The sequence below is a fragment of the Streptomyces sp. YIM S03343 genome (assembly GCF_054729195.1).
In genome coordinates this window covers 2,515,046-2,532,137 of record NZ_JBPUKX010000001.1, presented here as the reverse complement: position 1 = coordinate 2,532,137, position 17,092 = coordinate 2,515,046, and the positions used below count along the sequence as shown (strand labels likewise).

5 protein-coding genes, 1 tRNA gene and 2 rRNA genes are annotated in these 17,092 nt (G+C 67.3%); 7 read left to right on the top strand and 1 reads right to left on the bottom strand.

Annotation, left to right across the window (positions count from 1 at the left end):
- The first annotated feature begins 160 nt into the window (after positions 1-160).
- The 4 genes from ACSYGN_RS10725 (at position 161) to ACSYGN_RS10710 (ending at position 4,438) form a co-directional block, all read left to right on the top strand.
- Positions 161-3,282 (top strand): 23S ribosomal RNA (locus ACSYGN_RS10725).
- An 88-nt stretch (positions 3,283-3,370) separates the two neighbouring features.
- A 5S ribosomal RNA gene (rrf, locus tag ACSYGN_RS10720) occupies positions 3,371-3,487 on the top strand.
- Between the two features lie 114 nt (positions 3,488-3,601).
- Complete coding sequence (locus ACSYGN_RS10715) at positions 3,602-4,264, top strand: DegT/DnrJ/EryC1/StrS family aminotransferase (RefSeq protein WP_460403371.1); 663 nt, start codon at positions 3,602-3,604, stop codon at positions 4,262-4,264.
- A 98-nt stretch (positions 4,265-4,362) separates the two neighbouring features.
- Positions 4,363-4,438: transfer RNA gene (locus ACSYGN_RS10710), tRNA-Thr, on the top strand.
- A gap of 118 nt (positions 4,439-4,556) precedes the next feature.
- On the opposite strand, the gene ACSYGN_RS10705 is transcribed toward ACSYGN_RS10710, so the two are convergent.
- Positions 4,557-7,313: a SpoIIE family protein phosphatase gene (locus ACSYGN_RS10705; protein ID WP_460403369.1), complete on the bottom strand. Its 2,757-nt coding sequence runs from the start codon at positions 7,311-7,313 to the stop codon at positions 4,557-4,559.
- A 535-nt stretch (positions 7,314-7,848) separates the two neighbouring features.
- On the opposite strand from ACSYGN_RS10705, the gene ACSYGN_RS10700 reads away from it, so the two are divergent.
- The 3 genes from ACSYGN_RS10700 to ACSYGN_RS10690 all read left to right on the top strand — a co-directional run bounded on the left by ACSYGN_RS10700 (position 7,849) and on the right by ACSYGN_RS10690 (position 17,018).
- Positions 7,849-13,185, top strand: a complete 5,337-nt coding sequence (locus tag ACSYGN_RS10700) for a HAMP domain-containing protein (RefSeq protein WP_460403367.1) — start codon at positions 7,849-7,851, stop codon at positions 13,183-13,185.
- A gap of 274 nt (positions 13,186-13,459) precedes the next feature.
- Entirely contained in the window at positions 13,460-14,140 is a 681-nt protein-coding gene (locus ACSYGN_RS10695) for a response regulator (protein ID WP_460394264.1), read from the top strand.
- 124 nt (positions 14,141-14,264) lie between these two features.
- On the top strand, positions 14,265-17,018 hold the full coding sequence (locus tag ACSYGN_RS10690; protein WP_460394262.1) for a DNA translocase FtsK: 2,754 nt from the start codon (positions 14,265-14,267) through the stop codon (positions 17,016-17,018).
- Positions 17,019-17,092: the final 74 nt, after the last annotated feature.

Genomic DNA, 17,092 nt, shown 5'->3' with positions numbered 1-17,092 from the left:
GACGAGAGGGCGGGGGTGTCGGGCACGCTGTTGGGTGTCTGAGGGTGCGAGCGCTGCTCGCCCTTCGGCATGCCGGTCCCGGTGAACTCGCGCGTGTTGGTGCGGGGTGGTGGGTGGCTGGTCGTTGTTTGAGAACTGCACAGTGGACGCGAGCATCTGTGGCCAAGTTTTTAAGGGCGCACGGTGGATGCCTTGGCACCAGGAACCGATGAAGGACGTGGGAGGCCACGATAGTCCCCGGGGAGTCGTCAACCAGGCTTTGATCCGGGGGTTTCCGAATGGGGAAACCCGGCAGTCGTCATGGGCTGTCACCCGCTGCTGAACACATAGGCAGTGTGGAGGGAACGAGGGGAAGTGAAACATCTCAGTACCCTCAGGAAGAGAAAACAACCGTGATTCCGGGAGTAGTGGCGAGCGAAACCGGATGAGGCCAAACCGTATGCGTGTGAGACCCGGCAGGGGTTGCGCATGCGGGGTTGTGGGATCTCTCTTCTGCTGTCTGCCGGCAGCAGGACGAGTCAGAAACCGTTGATGTAGGCGAAGGACATGCGAAAGGTCCGGCGTAGAGGGTAAGACCCCCGTAGCTGAAACGTCAGCGGCTCGTTTGAGAGACACCCAAGTAGCACGGGGCCCGAGAAATCCCGTGTGAATCTGGCGGGACCACCCGCTAAGCCTAAATATTCCCTGGTGACCGATAGCGGATAGTACCGTGAGGGAATGGTGAAAAGTACCCCGGGAGGGGAGTGAAATAGTACCTGAAACCGTGTGCCTACAAGCCGTGGGAGCGTCGGGACAAGGCTTGCCTTGTCCTCGTGACTGCGTGCCTTTTGAAGAATGAGCCTGCGAGTTTGCGGTGTGTTGCGAGGTTAACCCGGGTGGGGTAGCCGTAGCGAAAGCGAGTCCGAAGAGGGCGTTCAGTAGCATGCTCAAGACCCGAAGCGGAGTGATCTAGCCATGGGCAGGTTGAAGCGGAGGTAAGACTTCGTGGAGGACCGAACCCACCAGGGTTGAAAACCTGGGGGATGACCTGTGGTTAGGGGTGAAAGGCCAATCAAACTCCGTGATAGCTGGTTCTCCCCGAAATGCATTTAGGTGCAGCGTCGTGTGTTTCTTGCCGGAGGTAGAGCACTGGATAGGCGATGGGCCCTACCGGGTTACTGACCTTAGCCAAACTCCGAATGCCGGTAAGTGAGAGCACGGCAGTGAGACTGTGGGGGATAAGCTCCATGGTCGAGAGGGAAACAGCCCAGAGCATCGACTAAGGCCCCTAAGCGTACGCTAAGTGGGAAAGGATGTGGAGTCGCAGAGACAACCAGGAGGTTGGCTTAGAAGCAGCCACCCTTGAAAGAGTGCGTAATAGCTCACTGGTCTAGTGATTCCGCGCCGACAATGTAGCGGGGCTCAAGCGTACCGCCGAAGTCGTGTCATTGCAGTACATACTCCCAACGGAGACTGTGATGGGTAGGGGAGCGTCGTCTGCCGGGTGAAGCAGCCGCGGAAGCGAGTTGTGGACGGTTGACGAGTGAGAATGCAGGCATGAGTAGCGATTCACACGTGAGAAACGTGTGCGCCGATTGACCAAGGGTTCCTGGGTCAAGCTGATCTGCCCAGGGTAAGTCGGGACCTAAGGCGAGGCCGACAGGCGTAGTCGATGGATAACCGGTTGATATTCCGGTACCCGCTGTGACGCGAAAAGCATCGAATCCGGTGATGCTAAGCCCGTGAAGCCGTTCCCTTTCGGTTTACCGTTGGGGAAAGTGGTGGAGCCGGTGATCCGAGCTGGTAGTAGGTGAGCGATGGGGTGACGCAGGAAGGTAGTCCATCCCGGGCGGTGGTTGTCCCGGGGTAAGGGTGTAGGACGAGTGGTAGGTAAATCCGCCGCTCATGTGTCTGAGACCTGATGCCGAGCCGATTGTGGTGAAGTGGATGATCCTATGCTGTCGAGAAAAGCCTCTAGCGAGTTTCATGGCGGCCCGTACCCTAAACCGACTCAGGTGGTCTGGTAGAGAATACCGAGGCGTTCGGGTGAACTATGGTTAAGGAACTCGGCAAAATGCCCCCGTAACTTCGGGAGAAGGGGGGCCACGCCTGGTGAGGGGATTTTCTCCCTGAGCTGGGGGTGGCCGCAGAGACCAGCGAGAAGCGACTGTTTACTAAAAACACAGGTCCGTGCGAAGCCGTAAGGCGATGTATACGGACTGACGCCTGCCCGGTGCTGGAACGTTAAGGGGACCGGTTAGCTCCATTTCGGTGGGGCGAAGCTGAGAACTTAAGCGCCAGTAAACGGCGGTGGTAACTATAACCATCCTAAGGTAGCGAAATTCCTTGTCGGGTAAGTTCCGACCTGCACGAATGGCGTAACGACTTCTCGACTGTCTCAACCATAGGCCCGGTGAAATTGCACTACGAGTAAAGATGCTCGTTTCGCGCAGCAGGACGGAAAGACCCCGGGACCTTTACTACAGTTTGATATTGGTGTTCGGTTCGGCTTGTGTAGGATAGCTGGGAGACTGTGAAACTGCCACGCCAGTGGTGGTGGAGTCGTCGTTGAAATACCAGTCTGGTCGTGCTGGATGTCTAACCTGGGTCCGTGATCCGGATCAGGGACAGTGTCTGATGGGTAGTTTAACTGGGGCGGTTGCCTCCTAAAGAGTAACGGAGGCGCCCAAAGGTTCCCTCAGCCTGGTTGGCAATCAGGTGTTGAGTGTAAGTGCACAAGGGAGCTTGACTGTGAGACCGACGGGTCGAGCAGGGACGAAAGTCGGGACTAGTGATCCGGCGGTGGCTTGTGGAAGCGCCGTCGCTCAACGGATAAAAGGTACCCCGGGGATAACAGGCTGATCTTCCCCAAGAGTCCATATCGACGGGATGGTTTGGCACCTCGATGTCGGCTCGTCGCATCCTGGGGCTGGAGTCGGTCCCAAGGGTTGGGCTGTTCGCCCATTAAAGCGGTACGCGAGCTGGGTTTAGAACGTCGTGAGACAGTTCGGTCCCTATCCGCTGCGCGCGCAGGAGTCTTGAGAAGGGCTGTCCCTAGTACGAGAGGACCGGGACGGACGAACCTCTGGTGTGCCAGTTGTTCTGCCAAGGGCATGGCTGGTTGGCTACGTTCGGGAGGGATAACCGCTGAAAGCATCTAAGCGGGAAGCCTGCTTCGAGATGAGGACTCCCACCCACTTGATGGGGTAAGGCTCCCAGTAGACGACTGGGTTGATAGGCCGGATCTGGAAGCCAGGTAACTGGTGGAGGTGACCGGTACTAATAGGCCGAGGGCTTGTCCTCAGTTGCTCGCGTCCACTGTGTTGGTTCTGAAACCACGAACAGCCCCACGTGCTTTATTGCGTGGTGCGGCTGGACAGTTTCATAGTGTTTCGGTGGTCATAGCGTGAGGGAAACGCCCGGTTACATTCCGAACCCGGAAGCTAAGCCTCACAGCGCCGATGGTACTGCAGGGGGGACCCTGTGGGAGAGTAGGACACCGCCGAACTAAATGTAAAAGGGTTGGTCCCGGAACTTCGGTTCTGGGACCAACCCTTTTTTGTTTGCCGTTACTTGAAGTTCACGTTCCGAGCCCAGCATCCACACCATGGGTACTGCTGCAATGCTCAGGGCCGCCGGCGTGGGTGTCGGTGACGAGGTCGTCGTACCGGCCTTCGGGAACGTTGAAGTTGCCGAAGCGGTGACCCTGGCGGGTGGGCTTCCGGTGTTCGCCGACATAGATCCGGTGACCTTCTGTCTCGCCCCGGACGCGGTCGAGACGGCCGTGACTCCGCGGACCGCGGCGATAGTCGTCGTGCACCGCTTCGGCCGGCAGGCCGACATGGTGCGGCTGCTCGCCCTGGGGCGGCGGTTGGAACTGCTGGTGCTTCAGCAGGGGGAGTCCGAGGCGCCGTACGACGAGATCGCGCAGCGGCGGGAACGGGCCGCGTACCTCGACGCGAAGCTCCGGGGTGTCAGGACGCCCGACGGCGGTGACGGGCACACCTATCAGCAGTACGTGGTCCGGGTGCCGGGCAACGGCCGACCGGACCGTGACGCGTTCGCACGGGCCCTACGGGCCAGGGGAGTCGAGTGCGGCGTGCCGGTGAAGACGCCCGTGCACCGCCTGCCCGAGTTCCGGCGCTGTGTGTCGCTGCCGGAGACCGAGCGTGCCGCCGACGAGACGCTCGGGCTTCCGGTGGACGCCACGCTGACCAAACGTGACATGCAGCGGATCGTTGCGGCCTGCAACGCACTCGGCGGACTGCTCCAGCCCGCCTACTGAAGGCCACGATCCCGCTTCCGAACGAATTTTGGAGCACGGGTCGGCTCAGGGTATGATTTCTTGCGTCGCCGCGGGGGGAAACCCCAATCCGGTGACCGGCCCCTATAGCTCAGTCGGTAGAGCGTCTCCATGGTAAGGAGAAGGTCAACGGTTCGATTCCGTTTGGGGGCTCCAGCAGAGCAGTAAAAAAGGCCCAGCCAATCCGGCTGGGCCTTTTCTGTTCCCTCCTCCGGCCGTTTCCCTTCCTCGGCCGTTTCCCTTCCTCCGGTCGTTTTCCCGTTCCCGGCCTTCTTCAGTTCTGCTGAATTCCCGGTACCCGCATCGCGAGGATCGCCATGTCGTCGGACGGGGCGTCCGTCGCGAAGCGTTCCACGGCGCGCATGATGCGGGCGGCGACCGCGCCCGCCGTCAGGCCCGTGCAGGTGGAGAGGACGTCGGCGAGGCCGTCGTCGCCGAGCATCCGGGTGCCCTCACGGCGTTCCGTGACACCGTCGGTCACGCACAGCAGGACGTCACCGGGATCCAGCGTGACCGTCTGCTCGTAGAGCTCCAGGTCGTCGATGACGCCGAGGAGCGGCTGTGGTTCGGCGGCGGCCTCCACCGTGCCGTTCTGGCGCAGCCGGAGGGGGAGCGGATGACCGGCGCAGACCACCTTGAGCTCCGCGCTGCCGTCGGCCTGGGGGCGCATCTCGCCGTACAGGAGCGTCAGGAAGCGGCTGCGGTCGCCCTCGTCCAGGATCGCGGAGTTGAGGCGCTGAAGGACCGCCGGACCGCTGAGGCCCTCCCGGGCGAGCAGGCGCAGGGCGTGCCGGGCGAGGCCGGTGACGGCGGCGGCGTTGGGACCGGTGCCGCAGACGTCGCCGATGGCGAAGCCGTAGACGCCGTCACCGATCGGGAAGAGGTCGTAGAAGTCGCCGCCGACCTCGTTGCCCTCGCCGGCCGCGCGGTAGATGACCTCGACCTCGACGCCGCCGATGGTGGGGAGGTCGGGCGGCAGGAGGCTGCGCTGGAGGGCTTGGCTGATGGCTGTGCGCTCGGAGTAGAGGCGGGCGTTGTCGAGGGCGAGGGCGGCGCGGCGGCTCAAGTCCTCGGCCAGCTCGAGGATTTCCTGGCGGAAGTGTTCGTCGGTGGGCTTGCCGAGCGTCAGCATGCCGATGACGCGGTTGCGGGCGACCAGCGGGAGCACCACCGTCTCGCCGCCGACGGCGGCCGCCACGGCCAGTGCGGGGCCCATGCCGGAGGCGAACTGGTGTGTGGTGCCGCCGGTGAGGCCCAGGCTGCGCATGGAACTGCGCAGGGCCGTCTGGTGGGCGATCTCGCCGGGGACGGGCCAGACGCGGGCGCCGGGGGTCGGTACCGGGTCGGGCGGGGCGACCTTCGACAGCAGGGACTTGATGCCGTCGATGAGGTCCTCGTCCTCGTGGAGGACGTACGAGAGATACGGGTCCGACGCCTGGTCGGCGATCGTGTAGACCGCGCACCAGGTGGCGAGCGTCGGGACGGTCATCTGGGCCATCAGGGCGAGGGTCTGGTCGCGGTCCAGGGTGCCGGCGAGCAGGTCGGACGCCTCGACGAGGAAGCTCAGCGAACCTCGCCGCAGCCGCTCCAGCTCGCCGAGGCGGGAGGATTCGACGGCCAGGGCGATGCGGTCGGCGGCGAACTGGAGGCGCAGGGCCTCCTCGTTGGTGTATCTGCCCGCGGACTCGGCCGCGACGCCCAGCGATCCGGTGAGGCGCCCCTCGACCTTCAGGGGGACCGTGACGACCGAGCGCATGCCGGTGCCGGCCAGCAGGGGTACGGCGCCGGGGACGGCCGTGAGGTCGTCGTGGACGGCGGGCATCCTGGCGGAGCCGTAGCGGCCGGGGCCCGCCTCGACGGGTACGCGCGCGAAGCGCTGCCGGGCGGAGGGCAGCCCGGTGGAGGCGCGCACCTCCAGCTCGGTCTCGTCGTCGGTGGCCAGGAGCAGGAACGCGGAGTCGCCGTCGAGCATGTCGCGGGCGCGTTCCACGGTGCGCTGGAGGAGGCCGTCGAGGTCGTCCGGGGCGGGCGAGCCGATGAACACCTCGAAGGGGTCCATGTTCTGGCCGTCGGGGACCGGGGCGGTGTCGGAAGCCGGGATCCGTGTGGGGGTCTGGAGCACGGCGCGTTCGTGGTCGCGCACCAGGAGGCAGACCGTCGAGGGTTCACCGCCGGTGTCGCGCACGCGGAGGTGAGAGGCGTACACCGGGTTGACGCGGCCGTCGGCGGCCCGGATGCCGTAACTGCCCTCCCAGCGGGACAGTTGGAGGGCCTCCGCGATGCCGGTGCCGGTGCCGGGGGTGTGCGGCCAGGCGGCGAGATCGGTGAGGGGTCTTCCGATGACCTGTTCGGCCGGGTGGCCGAAAAGCTCCTCGGCGTCCTCGTTCCACGCGGTGATGGCGCCCTTGCGGTCGATCTGGACGACCGCGACGCGGACTCTGCCGTCGGCGAGCGGGAGGAGGTCGGCCGGGAGGGAGGGGCCCGCCGTGCGGGTGCCCACGGGGCGTTCGGGCAGGTCGAGTTGGAACCACACATTCTTGTGCGTGGGCGCGTACTCGACGCCCCAGCGGCCGGCCAGGGCCGCGCAGAGCTGGAGTCCGCGGCCGCCCTCGCGGTCGGGGCTGCCCATGGTCACCGGGGAGCCCTGGAGGGGGACTTCGCGTTCGGGGTAGCGGTCGGCGACCTCGATGCGCACGCCGTCCTGGGTGCGCAGGCACAGCACGTCCGCCGAGGTGCCCGCGTGGACCACGGCGTTGGTCACCAGTTCGCTGGTGAGGACCACGGCGTCGTCGATGACATCGGCGAATCCCCAGCCCTGGAGCGTGTCCCTGACGAAGGACCGGGCGGTCGCGACCGATCGCCCGACGGGCTCGAAACTGGCGGCCGCGCGCGCGGTGATCACAGAACTCCTCGACCGGTCGTCGGCATGCAGTGGCCCACGTCCGGCCTGCTCGCGCCGCTGATGCGGCATCCGCGTGCCCGTCGGCCGTGGCTCCGGGGGCTGTCCCCCCGGGATCACTCCGGTGGTCATGGTCTGCGGCCGCCCCTCCGTGCCCGCTCGTTCTCGTGCCACCGCCCAGACCGGACGGACCGTGCGGCTGGACAGCCGCATGCAAGGTTACTTACCTTCGCCGTTCGTGCGGATGCCGGTCGCCGGTGTTTCCGCCCTGTGGGTGTGCGGACGATGTGCGAAGCTGCCGAACTGTTATGGCCTGGTTCGGCCGGGGTGAAACACTGGGCAAGCTTGTTGTGAAGGTCCGGGCAGACTGGGTGTCTCCTGTCGACGGCGGGCAGCAGCACCCGGAGTGGCCCGATTCCATCGGGCGGACACGCACAGCGGCATCTGGTACGCCGGGCGCGAACACCCGGGCACAGCGGTAATGGTCGACCCCTGCGGGAGGGACACAGTGGAGTCTGGCGCAGCGACGGAGTCGGGCGCGGCGACGCGGGGCCCGAAGGCCCACGCGAAGGGCGGGCAGACACCGGGCAACCAGCGCAGGACGCGAGGCGGGACGACCCTGGTCGACACGGCCGCGCTCAGCCGCCTCCTCGTGGCTCTCGTGGCGATGCGGGACGGCAACTTCCGGCGGCGGCTCACGGTGTCCGGCGACGGCGTGATGTCGGAGATCGCGGCGGTCTTCAACGAGGTGGCCGACCGCAATCTGCATCTGACCGGTGAACTGTCGCGGGTGCGCCGCATGGTGGGCCGTGAGGGCAAGCTGACGGAGCGGCTGGAGACGGCCGCGTGCGAGGGCTCCTGGCTCGCCGCCATCGACGCATCCAACGCGCTGGTGGACGACCTCGTACGGCCGGTCTCCGAGGTGGGCCGGGTGCTGTCCGCGGTCGCGGAGGGCGATCTGTCGCCGCGTATGGAGCTGCGCTCGCAGGCGCCGGACGGGACAGGGCATCCGCTGCGCGGGGAGTTCCTGAAGGTCGGCCGGACCGTCAACAATCTCGTCGACCAGCTGTCGACGTTCACCGACGAGGTCACGCGGGTGGCCAGCGAGGTGGGCACCGAGGGCAAACTGGGCGGCCAGGCGCGGGTGCGGGGGATGTCCGGGTCGTGGAAGGACCTCACGGACTCGGTCAACACCATGGCGTACCGGCTGACGGCGCAGGTGCGTGACATCGCGCTGGTGACGACGGCGGTCGCCAAGGGCGATCTGTCGCGCAAGGTCACCGTCGACGTGGCCGGCGAGATGCTGGAGCTGAAGGTCACCGTCAACACGATGGTGGACCAGCTGTCGTCGTTCTCGTCCGAGGTCACGCGCGTCGCGCGCGAGGTGGGCACCGAGGGCATCCTGGGCGGCCAGGCACAGGTGGCCGGGGTGGACGGGGTGTGGAAGGAACTCACCGACTCCGTCAACATCATGGCGGGCAATCTCACCGCCCAGGTGCGAGGGATCTCACAGGTGACGACGGCCGTGGCCAACGGCGATCTGTCGCAGAAGGTGACGGTTCCGGCGCGGGGCGAGGTCGCGCAGCTGGCCGAGACCGTCAACCAGATGACCGAGACACTGCGGATCTTCGCGGACGAGGTCACGCGCGTGGCGCGCGAGATCGGTGACGACGGCGAACTGGGCGGGCAGGCGCTCGTTCCCGGCGCTGCGGGCACCTGGAAGGGGCTGACGGACTCCGTCAACACGGTGTTCCGCAACCTCACCACTCAGGTGCGTGACATCGCCGCCGTGACGACGGCCGTGGCGAACGGTGATCTGTCGCGCAAGGTCACGGTCGATGTGGCCGGCGAGATGCTGGAGCTGAAGAACACCGTCAACGGCATGGTGGACCAGCTGTCCGCCTTCGGCGCCGAGGTCACCCGGGTGGCGCGGGAGATCGGCGACGAGGGCGAGCTGGGCGGCCAGGCGCAGGTGCCGGGGGCCGCGGGGGCGTGGAAGGACCTGACGGACTCCGTCAACACGGCGTTCAGGAATCTCACCGGACAGGTGAGGAACATCGCCCAGGTGACGACGGCGGTGGCCAACGGCGATCTGTCGCAGAAGGTCACCGTGGACGTGTCCGGCGAGATGCTCCAGCTGAAGAACACCGTGAACACGATGGTGGACCAGCTGTCGTCGTTCGCCGACCAGGTGGTGCGGATCGGCCGTGAGGTGGGCACGGAGGGCCGGCTGGGCGGCCAGGCGCGCGTGGACGGCGTCTCGGGCACCTGGAAGGAGCTGACCGACTCGGTCAACTCCATCACGGGCAATCTGACGGCCCAGGTGCGGCAGATCGCCCAGGTGACGACGGCGGTGGCGCGGGGTGATCTGTCGCAGAAGATCACGGTCGACGCGCGCGGCGAGATCCTGGAGCTCAAGAACACCATCAACACGATGGTCGACCAGCTCTCCGCCTTCGCCGACCAGGTGACCCTGGTCGCGCGGGCGGTGGGCACGGAGGGCCGGCTGGGCGGCCAGGCGCAGGTGCCCGGTGTGGCGGGCGTGTGGCGTGATCTCACGGACTCGGTGAACGGCATGGCCGGGAACCTGACCGCCCAGGTGCGCAACATCGCGCAGGTCGCCACGGCGGTGGCGCGGGGTGATCTGTCGCAGAAGATCACCGTGGACGCGCGCGGCGAGATCCTGGAGCTCAAGAACACCCTGAACACGATGGTCGACCAGCTGTCGTCGTTCGCGGAGCAGGTGACCCGGGTGGCCCGTGAGGTGGGCACCGAGGGCCAGCTGGGCGGTCAGGCCGAGGTGCAGGGCGTGTCCGGCACCTGGAAGGACCTCACCCAGTCCGTCAACTTCATGGCGAACAACCTGACCATCCAGGTCCGCAACATCGCCGAGGTCACCACCGCGGTCGCCATGGGCGACCTGTCGAAGAAGATCACTGTCGACGCCAAGGGCGAGATCCTGGAGCTCGTCACGACCGTCAACACGATGGTCGACCAGCTGTCCAGCTTCGCCGAGCAGGTCACGCGCGTCGCGCGCGAGGTGGGCACCGAGGGCATGCTGGGCGGTCAGGCGCATGTGCCGGGTGTCACGGGCATCTGGAAGGACCTCAGCGACAATGTGAACCTGATGGCCAAGAACCTGACCACCCAGGTGCGCAACATCTCCCAGGTGTCGGCGGCGGTCGCCAGCGGTGACCTGACCCGTCAGGTCACCATCGAGGCGCGCGGCGAGGTCGCCCAGCTCGCCGACACGATCAACACGATGGTCAAGACGCTGAGCTCGTTCGCCGAGCAGGTCACCAAGGTGGCCCGCGAGGTGGGCACGGACGGCATCCTGGGCGGCCAGGCGCATGTGCCGGGCGTGGCGGGCACCTGGAAGGACCTCACGGAGTCCGTGAACCAGATGGCGTCCAATCTGACCGGCCAGGTGCGCAACATCGCCATGGTCACCACGGCCATCGCCAAGGGCGACCTGACCAAGAAGATCGACATCGACGCCCGCGGTGAGATCCTGGAGCTCAAGACGACGATCAACACCATGGTCGGCCAGCTGTCCGGCTTCGCCGAGGAGGTCACCCGTGTCGCGCGCGAGGTGGGCACCGAGGGCCAGCTGGGCGGCCAGGCACGCGTGCGTGACGTCGACGGCACCTGGCGCGATCTGACCGAGTCCGTAAACGAGATGGCCGGGAACCTCACCCGGCAGGTGCGCGCCATCGCGCGCGTGGCGACCGCGGTGACCCGCGGCGACCTGAACCTGAAGATCGACGTGGACGCTGCCGGCGAGATCCAGGAGCTCCAGGACTACATCAACAAGATGATCGCCAACCTGCGCGACACCACGATCGCCAACAAGGAGCAGGACTGGCTCAAGGGCAACCTGGCGCGCATCTCCGCACTGATGCAGGGACGCCGCGACCTGGCGGACGTCGCCTCGCTGATCATGAGCGAGCTGACCCCGGTGGTCTCCGCGCAGCACGGCGCGTTCTTCCTGTCGATGCCGCTGGTCGACGGCAAGGACGCGCGCGTGGCGGGCGAGGACGCGTACGAGCTGCGGATGCTCGGCTCGTACGGGTACTCGATGGGCTCCATGCCGACGTCGTTCCGTCCCGGTGAGGCGCTCATCGGGACCGCCGCCAAGGAGCGGCGCACGATCCTCGTGGAGAACGCGCCCAGCGGCTATCTGAAGATCTCCTCGGGGCTCGGCGAGGCGCCGCCCGCCCAGGTGATCGTCCTTCCGGTGCTCTTCGAGAGCAAGGTGCTCGGCGTCATCGAACTGGCGTCGTTCACCCCGTTCACACAGATCCAGAAGGACTTCCTCAACCAGATCGCCGAGATGATCGCGACCAGCGTCAACACCATCTCCGTCAACACCAAGACCGAGGTGCTGCTGAAGCAGTCGCAGGAGCTGACCGAGCAACTGAGGCTGCGGTCGGAGGAGTTGGAGCAGCGGCAGAAGGCCCTCCAGGCGTCCAACGCCGAACTGGAGGAGAAGGCCGAGCTGCTGGCCAGGCAGAACCGCGACATCGAGGTGAAGAACACCGAGATCGAGGAGGCCCGCCAGGTCCTGGAGGAGCGCGCCGAGCAGCTCGCCGTGTCGATGCGCTACAAGAGCGAGTTCCTCGCCAACATGTCGCACGAGCTGCGCACCCCGCTCAACTCGCTGCTGATCCTGGCCAAGCTGCTCGCCGACAACGCCGAGGGCAACCTCTCCCCGAAACAGGTCGAGTTCTCCGAAACCATCCACGGCGCGGGCAGCGACCTGCTCCAGCTGATCAACGACATCCTCGACCTGTCGAAGGTCGAGGCGGGCAAGATGGACGTCTCCCCGACGCGTATCGCGCTCGTGCAGCTCGTCGACTACGTGGAGGCCACCTTCCGCCCGCTGACCGCCGAGAAGGGCCTCGACCTGTCCGTGCGGGTCTCGCCCGAGCTGCCCGCCACCCTGCACACCGACGAGCAGCGCCTGCTGCAGGTGCTGCGCAATCTGCTGTCGAACGCCGTGAAGTTCACCGACTCCGGCTCGGTCGAGCTGGTGATCCGGCCCGCCGGTCCGGACGTCCCGCGGGGCATCCGGGAGCAGCTGCTGGAGGCCGGTTCGCTCAGCGACCCGGAGGCGGCGCTCATCGCGTTCTCGGTGACCGACACCGGCATCGGCATCGCGGCGAGCAAGATGCGGGTGATCTTCGAGGCGTTCAAGCAGGCGGACGGCACGACCAGCCGCAAGTACGGCGGTACGGGCCTCGGCCTGTCGATCTCGCGGGAGATCGCGCAACTGCTCGGCGGCGAGATTTACGCGCAGAGCGAGCCGGGGCGCGGCTCCACGTTCACGCTGTATCTGCCGCTGCACCCCAGCGAGCTGCCGCCGCAGGGCTATCAGCAGCCGTCGGCCGTTCTGGAGGCCGGTGACCTGGTCGTCCCGGACCCGCTGGCGGACGGGCTGTCCGAGCTGTCCGAGGTGGAGATCGAGATGCCCGCGGAGGTGAAGTCGTACCAGGAGACGCAGAACGGCGCGGCGGCCCTGTTCCGGCGCCGCAGGCGCGGCGTCGCCGACACCGCCCGCCACACCGCGCGCGAGCGGTGGCAGGAGGCGGGGCAGGAGCCGGCCGGGCAGCCGCTGCGCGTCCGTTTCGGCGGCGAGAAGGTGCTCATCGTCGACGACGACATCCGCAACGTGTTCGCGCTCACCAGCGTCCTGGAGCAGCACGGGCTGTCGGTGCTGTACGCGGAGAACGGCCGTGAGGGCATCGAGGTGCTGGAGCAGCACGACGACGTCGCGGTCGTGCTGATGGACATCATGATGCCCGAGATGGACGGCTACGCGACGACGTCGGCGATCCGCAGGATGCCGCAGTTCGCCGGGCTGCCGATCATCGCGCTGACCGCGAAGGCCATGAAGGGGGACCGGGAGAAGGCGATCGAGTCGGGCGCCTCCGACTATGTGACCAAGCCGGTCGACCCCGATCACCTGCTGACGGTGATGCACCAGTGGATGCGGGGGGAGTGACGGGAACGGCGGGTGTGCACCGGCAGTTGCCGGTCCGGTACGGCAGGAACCGTGTGGAAGTGCGGGGTTCGGGGAACCTTCTGTTCCCCGGCCGCGTTTGCGCTACGTGCACAGTGACATCGCGGTGACAGGGTGTGTCGGCGGTCGGGGTGCGGCTACGATGACCGGCACAAGGACGGGCGGCGCAAGGGAGTCGTCCCCAGGGGCGGCGCCCGGTGCCTCCCCAAGTCCTGCGGTCAGGGGAGGCCCCATGCCGGGGCGAGGAGGGCGGGCCATGGTGCAGAAGGCCAAGATCCTCCTGGTCGATGACCGGCCGGAGAATCTGCTGGCGCTGGAGGCCATCCTCTCTGCGCTCGATCAGACACTGGTGCGGGCATCGTCAGGGGAGGAAGCGCTCAAGGCACTGCTCACGGACGACTTCGCGGTCATCCTGCTGGACGTCCAGATGCCGGGCATGGACGGCTTCGAGACCGCCGCGCACATCAAGCGGCGGGAGCGGACCAGGGACATCCCGATCATCTTCCTCACGGCGATCAACCACGGCCCGCACCACACCTTCCGCGGGTATGCGGCGGGCGCGGTCGACTACATCTCCAAGCCGTTCGATCCGTGGGTGCTGCGCGCCAAGGTCTCGGTGTTCGTCGAGCTGTACATGAAGAACTGCCAGCTGCGCGAGCAGGCGTCGCTGCTGCGGCTCCAGTTGGAGGGCGGCGGCAGGGGCGGCGCGGTCGGCGGCAAGGAGTCGGCCGGGCTCCTCGCGGAGCTCTCCGCCCGGCTCGCGGCCGTGGAGGAGCAGGCCGAGGCCCTGTCGAAGCAGCTGGACGACGAGAGCGCGGACGCGGCCGCGGTGGCCACGGCGGCCCATCTGGAGCGCAAGCTCACCGGACTGCGACGCGCCCTGGACGCACTCGAACCTGGCACGGGAAGCCCCCACTCGCTGCCGTCGCAGAACTGACGCCCGCCTCACGTGCAGTTGTGCGTGACCGGGCGTCAGTTCCACGCCTCCGCACGAGTGACACGAACGGGTGAAGCTGTCGGCTCACGTGTCGGCCGTCGTCTCCACAGGTAACCTCGCACCCATGGCCTCACGTCCCTCCGCAGCCAAGAAGCAGCCAGCGAAGAAGGCGGCCGCTCCCGCGAAGGCGGCGGCGAAGAAGGCCGCCGCGAAGAAAGCCCCCGCCAAGAAGGCCCCGGCGAAAAAGGCGGCACCGGCGCCCAAACCGGCGCCGAACCCCACCGGCGGCGTCTACCGCGTCGTGCGCGCCCTCTGGCTGGGCATCGCGCACGCGATCGGCGCCGTGTTCCGCGGCATAGGGAACGGTGCCAAGAACCTCGACCCCGCCCACCGCAAGGACGGCATCGCCCTGCTGCTGCTCGCATTCGCGCTGATCGTCGCGGCGGGCACCTGGGCCGATCTGCGCGGCCCGGTCGGCGATCTCGTCGAGATCCTGGTGACCGGCGCCTTCGGACGGCTCGATCTGCTGGTGCCGATACTGCTCGCGGTCATGGCCGTCCGCTTCATCCGGCACCCCGAGAACACCGACGCTAACGGCCGTATCGTGATCGGCCTGTCCGCGCTCGTGATCGGCGTGCTCGGCCAGGTCCACATCGCGTGCGGCTCGCCCGCCCGCAGCGACGGCATGCAGGCGATAAGGGACGCCGGCGGTCTCATCGGCTGGGGCGCGGCCACCCCGCTGACCTACGCGATGGGCGAGGTCCTCGCCGTACCGCTGCTCGTGCTGCTCACGATCTTCGGGCTGCTCGTCGTCACCGCCACCCCCGTCAACGCGATCCCGCAGCGGCTGCGCGCCCTCGGCACCCGCCTCGGCGTCCTGCAAGCGCACGAGGAGGCCGTACTCCCCGGGGTCCCCGGTTCGGACGAGTTCTCCGAGGACGACGAGCGCTACGAGCAGCAGTGGCGTGAGGCGCTGCCCGCGCGCACACACAGGCGCGGGGGCGGCCCGCGGCCGTACGACCACGACGCCGCCGAACAGGACGCACTCTCGCGGCGCCGCGGCCGTCCGAGGCGCTCCGCAGTGCCGCAGCCCGACATGGAGCGCCGGATGGACGCCGTGGACGTCGCGGCGGCCGCGGCCGCCGCCCTCGACGGTGCCGTCCTGCACGGCATCCAGCCGTCCCCGATCGTCGCCGACCTCACCCAGGGCGTGCGCGTCGGCGACCGCGATGACACCGACACCGCCCCGACCCCCGTACCGGCCGCCCGCCCCGAACCGGCGCCCCCCGCGGTCCGCCCCCGGCAGGAGCGGCTCCCGGCGGACTCCGCGGTGCCCGACCTCACCAAGTCGGCCCCCGAGGAGCACCGCGAGCTGCCGCCGCGCGCCGAACAGCTCCAGCTGTCCGGCGACATCACCTACGGGCTGCCCTCCCTCGACCTCCTCACCCGCGGCGGCCCCGGCAAGGCGCGCAGCGCCGCCAACGACGCCATCGTCGACTCCCTGCGCAACGTCTTCGCCGAGTTCAAGGTCGACGCCGCCGTCACCGGCTTCACCCGCGGCCCCACGGTCACCCGCTACGAGGTCCAGCTCGGTCCCGCCGTGAAGGTCGAACGGATCACCGCGCTCACCAAGAACATCGCGTACGCCGTCGCCAGCCCCGACGTGCGGATCATCAGCCCGATCCCCGGCAAGTCCGCCGTCGGCATCGAGATCCCCAACACCGACCGGGAGATGGTCAACCTCGGCGACGTACTGCGCCTCGCGGAGTCCGCCGAGGACGACGACCCGATGCTCGTCGCCTTCGGCAAGGACGTCGAAGGCGGCTACGTCATGCACTCCCTGGCGAAGATGCCGCACCTGCTGGTCGCCGGCGCGACCGGCTCCGGCAAGTCGTCCTGCATCAACTGCCTGATCACCTCGGTCATGATGCGGGCCACCCCGGAGGACGTCCGCCTGGTCCTCGTCGACCCCAAGCGCGTCGAACTGACCGCCTACGAGGGCATCCCGCACCTCATCACGCCGATCATCACCAACCCCAAGCGGGCCGCCGAGGCGCTCCAGTGGGTCGTGCGCGAGATGGACCTGCGCTACGACGACCTGGCCGCGTTCGGGTTCCGGCACATCGACGACTTCAACCGGGCCGTCCGCGACGGCAAGGTGAAGCTGCCCGAAGGCAGCGAGCGCGAGCTCCAGCCCTACCCCTACCTCCTGGTGATCGTCGACGAGCTCGCCGACCTGATGATGGTCGCACCACGCGACGTCGAGGACGCGATCGTGCGTATCACCCAGCTCGCGCGCGCGGCGGGCATCCACCTGGTGCTCGCCACCCAGCGGCCCTCGGTCGACGTGGTCACCGGTCTGATCAAAGCCAATGTGCCCTCCAGGCTGGCGTTCGCGACCTCCTCGCTCGCCGACAGCCGCGTCATCCTCGACCAGGCCGGCGCCGAGAAGCTGATCGGCAAGGGCGACGGGCTGTTCCTGCCGATGGGCGCCAACAAGCCCACCCGTATGCAGGGCGCCTTCGTCACCGAGGAGGAGATCGCGGCCGTCGTGCGGCACTGCAAGGAGCAGATGACGCCCGTCTTCCGCGACGACGTCGTCGTGGGCACCAAACAGAAGAGGGAGATCGACGAGGAGATCGGCGACGACCTCGACCTGCTGTGCCAGGCGGCCGAACTCGTCGTCTCCACACAGTTCGGTTCGACCTCGATGCTCCAGCGCAAGCTGCGCGTCGGCTTCGCCAAGGCGGGCCGGCTCATGGACCTCATGGAGTCCCGCGGGGTCGTCGGGCCGAGCGAGGGTTCGAAGGCCCGTGACGTCCTGGTGAAACCGGACGAACTCGACGGCGTACTCGCCGTCATCCGTGGGGAGTCGTAGCGGCACGGGAGTACGGCCGTTCGGCGCAGCCGTCGTGACCCAGCCGTTAGAGATCGCCGAGCAACCGTTTCCCT

Coding starts and splice junctions, on each gene's coding strand:
- ACSYGN_RS10690 (WP_460394262.1), top strand. CDS start 14,265: ATGGCCTCACGTCCCTCCGCAGCCAAGAAGCAGCCAGCGAAGAAGGCG.
- ACSYGN_RS10700 (WP_460403367.1), top strand. CDS start 7,849: ATGCGGGACGGCAACTTCCGGCGGCGGCTCACGGTGTCCGGCGACGGC.
- ACSYGN_RS10695 (WP_460394264.1), top strand. CDS start 13,460: ATGGTGCAGAAGGCCAAGATCCTCCTGGTCGATGACCGGCCGGAGAAT.
- ACSYGN_RS10705 (WP_460403369.1), bottom strand. CDS start 7,313: ATGACCACCGGAGTGATCCCGGGGGGACAGCCCCCGGAGCCACGGCCG.
- ACSYGN_RS10715 (WP_460403371.1), top strand. CDS start 3,602: ATGCTCAGGGCCGCCGGCGTGGGTGTCGGTGACGAGGTCGTCGTACCG.